Origin of the sequence: Klebsiella planticola ATCC 33531, from assembly GCF_000735435.1 — a bacterium.
In the GTDB taxonomy this organism is placed as follows: domain Bacteria; phylum Pseudomonadota; class Gammaproteobacteria; order Enterobacterales; family Enterobacteriaceae; genus Klebsiella; species Klebsiella planticola.
On the sequence record NZ_JMPP01000007.1, the window covers coordinates 72,239 to 80,035 of the forward strand.

General features: G+C 58.3%; 9 protein-coding genes. 8 read left to right on the top strand and 1 reads right to left on the bottom strand.

Going from position 1 to position 7,797, the window contains the following annotated elements; all coding sequences use genetic code 11:
* Window positions 1-16: 16 nt before the first annotated feature.
* A complete protein-coding gene (proP, locus tag GRPL_RS22730) occupies window positions 17-1,519 on the bottom strand; it encodes a glycine betaine/L-proline transporter ProP (protein WP_032689886.1) in 1,503 nt (500 codons plus the stop codon).
* 538 nt (window positions 1,520-2,057) lie between these two features.
* Between proP and GRPL_RS22725 the strand changes: the two genes are divergently transcribed.
* The 8 genes from GRPL_RS22725 to phnK all read left to right on the top strand — a co-directional run bounded on the left by GRPL_RS22725 (window position 2,058) and on the right by phnK (window position 7,604).
* Window positions 2,058-2,393: a zinc ribbon domain-containing protein YjdM gene (locus GRPL_RS22725; protein ID WP_004097870.1), complete on the top strand. Its 336-nt coding sequence runs from the start codon at window positions 2,058-2,060 to the stop codon at window positions 2,391-2,393.
* Between the two features lie 195 nt (window positions 2,394-2,588).
* Window positions 2,589-3,023 carry a VOC family metalloprotein YjdN gene (gene yjdN, locus GRPL_RS22720; RefSeq protein ID WP_032697124.1) on the top strand — a complete coding sequence of 145 codons (435 nt, stop codon included), beginning with the start codon at window positions 2,589-2,591 and terminating at the stop codon, window positions 3,021-3,023.
* A 161-nt stretch (window positions 3,024-3,184) separates the two neighbouring features.
* The gene (phnF, locus tag GRPL_RS22715; RefSeq protein WP_032689888.1) at window positions 3,185-3,910 is read left to right on the top strand and encodes a phosphonate metabolism transcriptional regulator PhnF; all 726 of its coding nucleotides are present in this window, start codon (window positions 3,185-3,187) and stop codon (window positions 3,908-3,910) included.
* Window positions 3,911-4,363, top strand: a complete 453-nt coding sequence (gene phnG, locus GRPL_RS22710; RefSeq protein ID WP_032698354.1) for a phosphonate C-P lyase system protein PhnG — start codon at window positions 3,911-3,913, stop codon at window positions 4,361-4,363.
* Window positions 4,360-4,944 carry a phosphonate C-P lyase system protein PhnH gene (gene phnH, locus GRPL_RS22705; RefSeq protein ID WP_032698355.1) on the top strand — a complete coding sequence of 195 codons (585 nt, stop codon included), beginning with the start codon at window positions 4,360-4,362 and terminating at the stop codon, window positions 4,942-4,944. Before phnG ends, phnH begins: the two co-directional genes overlap by 4 nt.
* Window positions 4,944-6,008: a carbon-phosphorus lyase complex subunit gene (locus GRPL_RS22700; RefSeq protein WP_032697123.1), complete on the top strand. Its 1,065-nt coding sequence runs from the start codon at window positions 4,944-4,946 to the stop codon at window positions 6,006-6,008. The genes phnH and GRPL_RS22700 overlap by 1 nt, the downstream gene beginning before the upstream one ends.
* Window positions 6,001-6,849, top strand: coding sequence for an alpha-D-ribose 1-methylphosphonate 5-phosphate C-P-lyase PhnJ (locus GRPL_RS22695; RefSeq protein ID WP_032698356.1), 849 nt, complete (start codon window positions 6,001-6,003; stop codon window positions 6,847-6,849). Before GRPL_RS22700 ends, GRPL_RS22695 begins: the two co-directional genes overlap by 8 nt.
* Entirely contained in the window at window positions 6,846-7,604 is a 759-nt protein-coding gene (phnK, locus tag GRPL_RS22690; RefSeq protein WP_032698357.1) for a phosphonate C-P lyase system protein PhnK, read from the top strand. The genes GRPL_RS22695 and phnK overlap by 4 nt, the downstream gene beginning before the upstream one ends.
* Window positions 7,605-7,797: the final 193 nt, after the last annotated feature.

The following is a 7,797-nucleotide window of genomic DNA, read 5'->3' on the forward strand; positions in this document are numbered from 1 at the left end:
TTAACGCAAGAACCGATTATTCGTTAATACGCGGGTGCTGCTGCACCAGTCGGGAGCGTTTTTCCTGCAAATCCGCAATCTCCTGATCGAGATCTTCGATTTTGTGTTCGATGTTATCGTAGTGCTCGCCGAGAATTTCTTTCGCTTCCTGGATATCCGAAGCCGCAGGCGTCGCCCCTTTCAGCGGGCGGTTTGCCGTCTCTTTCATCGTCAGACCGGTCATCAGCCCGATAACCGCAATGACCATCAGATAGTAAGCCGGCATCATCAGGTTCTGCGAGGTTTCCACCAGCCAGGCCGCCAGAGTCGGCGTCAGACCGGCAATCAGCACCGAAATATTAAAGGCGCTGGCCAGGGCGCTAAAACGAATATGGGTCGGGAACATCGCCGGCAGCGAGGACGCCATCACCCCGATGAAGCAGTTGAGCACCACCGCCAGCAGCAGCAGACCCGCGAAAATCAGGCCAATAACGTTGCTGTTAATCATGATAAAGGCCGGAATCGACAGGGTAAACAGCGCCACGCTACCGATCAGAATAAACGGACGACGGCCGAAGCGGTCACTGAGCATACCGATAATCGGCTGGACGAACAGCATACCGACCATGATCGCAATAATAATCAGCACCCCGTGATCTTCCGAGTAGTGCAGGTTATGCGACAGGTAGCTCGGCATGTAGGTGAGCAACATGTAGTAGGTCACGTTGGTGGAAATCACCAGACCGATACAGGTCAGCAGGCTGCGCCAGTGTTTGGTCGCAATCTCTTTAAAGGAGACTTTTGGCCCTTCCTGTAACCCTTCACGATCGCCCTGCTCAAGGGTATCAACGTGCTGCTGGAACGCCGGAGTCTCTTCCAGCGCATGACGAAGATAGAGACCAATCAGCCCTAACGGCAGGGCCAGGAAGAACGGTAAACGCCATCCCCAGCTGAGGAAGTTCTCTTCACCCACCACGCTAGAAATCAGCACCACCACGCCGGCGCCCAGGACAAAGCCGGCTATCGAACCAAAGTCCAGCCAGCTCCCCATAAAGCCGCGCTTGCGGTCGGGAGAGTATTCAGCAACAAAGATGGATGCACCGGTATACTCGCCGCCCACCGAGAAGCCCTGCGCCATTTTACACAGCAGCAGCAGAATCGGCGCCCAGATACCAATCGAGGCGTAAGACGGAATCAGACCGATACAGAAGGTACTGATCGACATGATGACAATGGTGATGGCCAGTATCTTTTGCCGACCATATTTATCGCCCAGCATGCCGAAGAACAGGCCGCCTAGCGGACGGATTAAGAACGGAACGGAGAAGGTCCCTAACGCGGCAATCATCTGCACGCTGGGATCGGCATCGGGGAAGAAGACTTTACCTAAGGCATACGCCACAAAACCATACACACCAAAATCGAACCACTCCATCGCATTACCCAGCGATGCTGCGGTAATCGCTTTCTTCAGTTTGCTGTCATCAATGATGGTCACATCCCGAAGCGTGATGGGTTTTACTTTTTTCCTTTTAAGCATAATTATCCTCTTTTGCTCTCGCCTTGAGCGCACGAATCTCCGCCGAATGACAAGGTCATTCGCGTCATGCGTTGGGAGCGGCGAATTGCTGTGCTCCACATTTCAAGCGTAGCAGGTTTGCCTGCACTGTCTGCTGACAGTCCGTACAACCGAACCTGTTGACGCCTGCTCTGGCCATAATGAATATGCGGTGCCGCTAATAAGTGTAGTGAATTTGCGTTCTCGCCTTTTTACCCTAACAGCGTTTAAATTTGGGATCAACTTCACAAAAATTTACCTACCCTTAAACAGAGTCGGCTAAAACCAATAAGTTCAATGAATATTGGAACTTAGCAATACATTTCCGGAAATATCTGGCGGTTTTTATGCAAATAACCCCGTCACTCTTCACGTGATATATTCATTTCTTCCCGGCGGTAACTCATAAAAAAGGCCCGACAAAAATGCGGGATTGCGCTATAATCACTTACACTTTCGGCTATCAGCTGCCATTTAATGGACCAACGTCCTGTTTTACCCAGTAATCGCGAGGAACGTCATGCAACTGCCACACTGCCCAAAATGCCATTCTGAATACACTTATGAAGACGGCGGCATGTTTATCTGCCCGGAATGCGCCCACGAATGGAACAATGCCGAGCCTGCGGATGATAACGACGCGCTGGTGGTCAAAGATGCCAACGGTAATTTACTCGCCGACGGCGACAGCGTCACCGTAGTAAAAGATCTCAAAGTTAAAGGCAGCTCTTCAATGCTGAAAATCGGCACCAAAGTGAAGAATATCCGACTGGTGGAAGGCGATCATAACATCGACTGTAAAATTGATGGTTTTGGTCCGATGAAGTTGAAATCCGAGTTCGTCAAAAAGAACTAATTCTATTTCCCCGGCACCGGAGATTTATTTTCCCGCTCCTGAAACGGCCGCCGGGATAAATGAACGGATATATTTCCGCTGCGCCGCCTGATTATTTCCCGCATGTCGCAGCATCCAGACCCGGCTCTACCGCCTGGTCTGGATGGCTCATCACCTTCTACACTTAATGGGTCTTCGTTACCTGAGGTAATGGTTATGCCCTTAAGTCCTTACATCACCTTTAGCGGCAACTGCGCAGCGGCGATAGCGTTCTATCGGCAAACGCTGGGCGCCGAACTTGTCCACCAAATCACCTACGGCGAAATGCCGCAGAATGCCCAGGATGCCCAGGATGGCTGCCCTTCCGGCCAACATTTATCCGCCGACTGTATCGCTCATGCCAGCCTGCGCGTCGCGGGTAGCGAGCTCATGCTCGGCGACAGCCCGGGCGGCGAGACCGATCGCTACGCCGGCTTTACCCTGGTACTCGATACTCAGGACCTGGCCGAGGGCAAGCGCTGGTTCGATAGCCTCGCCGACGGCGGGAGCGTCGAGATGGACTGGCAGGAAACCTTCTGGGCCCACGGCTTTGGTAAAACCATCGACCGCTTTGGCGTGCCGTGGATGGTGAACGTCGTCAAACAAGCGTAAAACTTCCCCCTCCGGGCGGGTTCTCCCGCCCTGTCACTCAGCTGGCACCAACTCTTCATCCGCCGGTCATTGTGTGTTAACCGGAATGTAACAAAAACGCGTCAGGATCGGGCCACTCTCAGAGGGAAATCCCTTCTTCTGCTTAGTGAGGCTTGACTGACATGTACTTATCCAGACATCCGACCAGTTATCCGACCCGGTATCAGGAAATTGCCGCCAGACTTGAGCAGGAGCTACGCCATCACTACCGCTGCGGCGACTACCTTCCGGCTGAACAACAGCTGGCCACGCGTTTTGAAGTCAACCGCCATACCCTGCGCCGGGCGATCGATCAGCTGGTTGAACGCGGCTGGGTCCAGCGTCGTCAGGGGGTTGGCGTGCTGGTGCTGATGCGCCCAATCGACTATCCGCTCAATGCCCAGGCGCGCTTCAGCCAGAATCTGCTCGATCAGGGCAGCCACCCGACCAGCGAAAAGCTGCTGTCGGTACTGCGCCCGGCCAGCAGCCATGTCGCCGAAGCCTTTGGCATTGATGAAGGCGACAACGTCATTCATCTCCGGACCCTGCGCCGCGTCAACGGCGTCGCGCTGTGCCTGATCGACCACTACTTCACCGACCTGCGCTTCTGGCCAGCGCTGCAAACTTTCACCCAGGGTTCACTGCACGATTTCCTGCGCCAACGGCTGGATGTCGAACTGACCCGCGCGCGCACCAAAATCAGCGCCCGTCGCGCCCAGGCTAAAGAGAGCAATATTCTCGGGATCCCCAACATGGCGCCGCTGCTGTGCGTGAGAACCCTGAACCACCGCGCGGGCGAAACGCAGGCTACGGAGTACTCCGTCAGCCTGACCCGGGCGGACATGATTGAATTCACCATGGAGCACTGAATGCACTTTGATACCGCAACCCGCCAGCGCTGGATGTCCGTGCTGGCCCACAGTGAACCCGAGGAGCTGCTGGCACGGATGCAGACCCTGCAGCTGGCGCCGGACTATGAACTGATTCGCGTGCCGGAAACCGGCCTGGTGCAGCTGCAGGCACGGATGGGCGGGATCGGCGATCGCTTCTTCGCCGGCGACGCCACCCTCACCCGCGCCGCCATTCGCCTTGCCGACGGCACCATCGGCTACAGCTGGATCCTCGGGCGCGATCGACCACATGCCGAACGCTGCGCCACCATCGACGCGCTGATGCAATCGCCCCACCATTTTCACACCTTAATGGAAACCCTGATTACCCCGCTGGAAGCACAACGAAGCGCACGCATTGAAGCCCGACGCGCCGAAGTCAACGCCAGCCGGGTGGACTTCTTTACTCTGGTTCGCGGAGATAACGCATGACCTTACAAACCGCTTTTACCCTACCGGTGCCGGATGCCCAGCACAGTTTTCGTCGCCTGCTCAAAGCCATGAGCGAGCCGGGCGTCATTGTCGCCCTGCAGCAGCTCCAGCACGGCTGGCAGCCGTTGAATATCGCCTCCACCAGCCTGCTGCTGACACTGGCGGACCACGAAACGCCGGTCTGGCTCTCATCGGCGCTGCATAACGACCTCGTCGGCCAGAACTTACGTTTTCATACCGGCGCACCGCTGGTGGAACTGCCGCAGCAGGCGGTCTTCGCCGTCACCGATGAACGTATCAGCAGCGAACAGCTTAACGTCCTGTCCGCTGGTACCGTCGCTGCGCCGGAAACCGGCGTCACGCTGATTGTCCAACTCGCCAGCCTCAGCGGCGGACGCATGCTGCGCCTGACCGGGGCCGGTATCGCTGAGGAGCGCATGATTGCCCCGCAGCTGCCGGACTGCATCATTGATGAGCTGACCGAACGCCCGCACCCGTTCCCGCTGGGCATTGACCTGATCCTCACCTGCGGCGAGCGCCTGCTGGCTATCCCGCGCACCACCCACGTGGAGGTTTGCTGATGTACGTTGCCGTCAAAGGCGGAGAGCGAGCGATCGAAGCCGCTCACGCCTTACAGGAACATAAACGACGAGGCGATGGACGGCTTCCCGAACTGAGCATTGAACAGATTACCCAACAGCTACACCTGGCGGTCGATCGGGTGATGACCGAAGGCGGCATCGCCGATCGTGAACTGGCGGCGCTGGCGCTCAAACAGGCCAGCGGTGACAACGTCGAAGCCATTTTTTTACTGCGCGCGTATCGCACCACCCTGCAGCGGCTGGCGGTGAGCGAACCTGTCGATACCGCCAGCATGCGCCTGGAACGCCGTATTTCGGCGGTCTATAAGGATATTCCCGGCGGCCAGATGCTCGGCCCGACCTACGATTACACCCACCGCCTGCTGGATTTCACCCTGCTGGCCAACGGCGAAACGCCGCCGCTGAAAACCGCCGAACGGCCGCCGGAAGCCACACCGCACGTTTTTAACCTGCTGGTGCAGCAGGGGCTGGCGAAAGCGGAACAGGAGTCCCACGCCCGGCCCGACGACATCACCCGCAATCCGCCGGTCTATCCCTGTTCTCGCTCGTCACGCCTGCAACAGCTGGTGCGCGGCGATGAAGGCTATCTGCTGGCGCTGGCCTACTCCACGCAGCGCGGCTACGGCCGCAACCACCCTTTTGCCGGTGAGATTCGCAGCGGCTACGTCGCCATTGAGATCGTCCCCGAAGAGCTGGGTTTTACGGTCAATATCGGCGAACTGCTGATGACGGAATGCGAGATGGTCAACGGTTTCGTGGCGCCGGAAAGCGAGCCGCCGCACTTTACGCGCGGCTATGGCCTGGTATTCGGCCTGAGCGAGCGCAAAGCGATGGCGATGGCGCTGGTCGACCGGGCGCTACAGGCGCCGGACTACGGCGAGGAGATAGCCGGGCCAGCGCAGGATGAAGAGTTTGTCCTCGCCCACGCCGATAACGTCGAGGCGGCCGGTTTCGTCTCGCATCTCAAGCTGCCCCACTATGTCGATTTCCAGGCCGAACTGGCGCTGCTGAAACGCCTGCAACGGGAGAACGAACGTGGCTAACCCACTCACTGGCTACAACTTTGCTTATCTTGATGAGCAGACCAAGCGCATGATCCGCCGGGCAATTCTCAAAGCGGTGGCGATTCCCGGCTACCAGGTACCGTTCGGCGGCCGCGAAATGCCGATGCCCTACGGCTGGGGCACCGGCGGTATTCAGCTGACCGCCAGTATCATCGGTGAGCATGACGTGCTGAAGGTGATTGACCAGGGCGCCGATGACACCACCAATGCGGTGTCGATACGGCAGTTTTTTAAGCGCGTCACCGGCGTCGCGACCACCGAGGCAACCTGCGATGCCACGCTGATCCAGACCCGTCACCGGATCCCGGAAACGCCGCTCACCGAAGATCAGATCCTGATCTTCCAGGTGCCGATCCCGGAACCGCTGCGCTTTATTGAGCCGCGCGAGACCGAAACCCGCACCATGCATGCGCTGGAAGAGTACGGCGTGATGCAGGTGAAACTGTATGAAGACATTGCCCGCTTCGGTCATATCGCCACCACCTATGCCTACCCGGTAAAAGTGAACGGCCGCTATGTGATGGACCCGTCGCCTATCCCTAAATTCGACAACCCGAAAATGCACATGATGCCCGCGCTACAGCTGTTCGGCGCCGGGCGGGAAAAGCGTATTTACGCCGTGCCGCCGTTTACCCCGGTGGAGAGCCTCGATTTCGACGACCACCCCTTTACCGTCCAGGAGTGGGATGAACCCTGCGCCATTTGCGGGTCTCGCCACAGCTACCTTGATGAAGTGGTACTCGATGACAGCGGCAAACGGATGTTTGTCTGCTCCGATACCGACTATTGCCGCCAACAGAGCGAGGCGCTGAACAAATGAGCCATCCGTTACTCGCGGTCAATCATCTGACCCATCTTTATGCGCCGGGCAAAGGCTTCAGCGACGTCTCTTTTGAACTGTGGCCCGGTGAAGTGCTGGGTATCGTGGGCGAGTCCGGCTCGGGGAAAACCACTCTGCTGAAAGCCCTCTCGGCGCGCCTGGCGCCGCAGGAAGGTGAAGTGCGGTATGAAAACCGCTCGCTGTATGCGATGAGCGAAGCGGATCGCCGTCGTCTGCTGCGCACCGAATGGGGCGTGGTACATCAGCATCCGATGGACGGCCTGCGGCACCAGGTGTCGGCGGGCGGCAATATCGGCGAGCGCCTGATGGCCACCGGCGCACGCCACTACGGAAATATCCGCGCCACCGCCGAACGGTGGCTGAGCGATGTCGAAATTCCGCCGTCGCGTATTGACGATCTGCCCACCACTTTTTCCGGCGGTATGCAGCAGCGTTTGCAAATCGCCCGCAACCTTGTGACCCAGCCGAAGCTGGTGTTTATGGACGAGCCGACCGGCGGTCTGGATGTCTCGGTGCAGGCGCGTCTGCTCGACCTGCTGCGTGGTCTGGTGGTCGAGCTGAACCTGGCGGTGGTGATTGTCACCCACGACCTGGGGGTGGCGCGCCTGCTGGCTAACCGTCTGCTGGTCATGAAACAGGGTCAGGTGGTGGAAAGTGGCTTAACCGACCGGGTGCTGGACGATCCTCATCATCCGTATACCCAGCTGCTGGTGTCATCAGTATTGCAGAACTGAGGTTGCTGTCGCCGGGTGGCGCTGCGCTTACCCGGCCTACGAACACAGCCCCCCAGGCCGGGTTAGGCCGTGAACACAGCGCCCCAGGCCGGGTAAGGCCCACGAACGCAGCGCCCCAGGCCAGGTAAGGCCATGAACGCAGCGCCCCAGGCCGGGTAAGGCCATGAACACAGCGCCCACAGGCCGGGTAAGG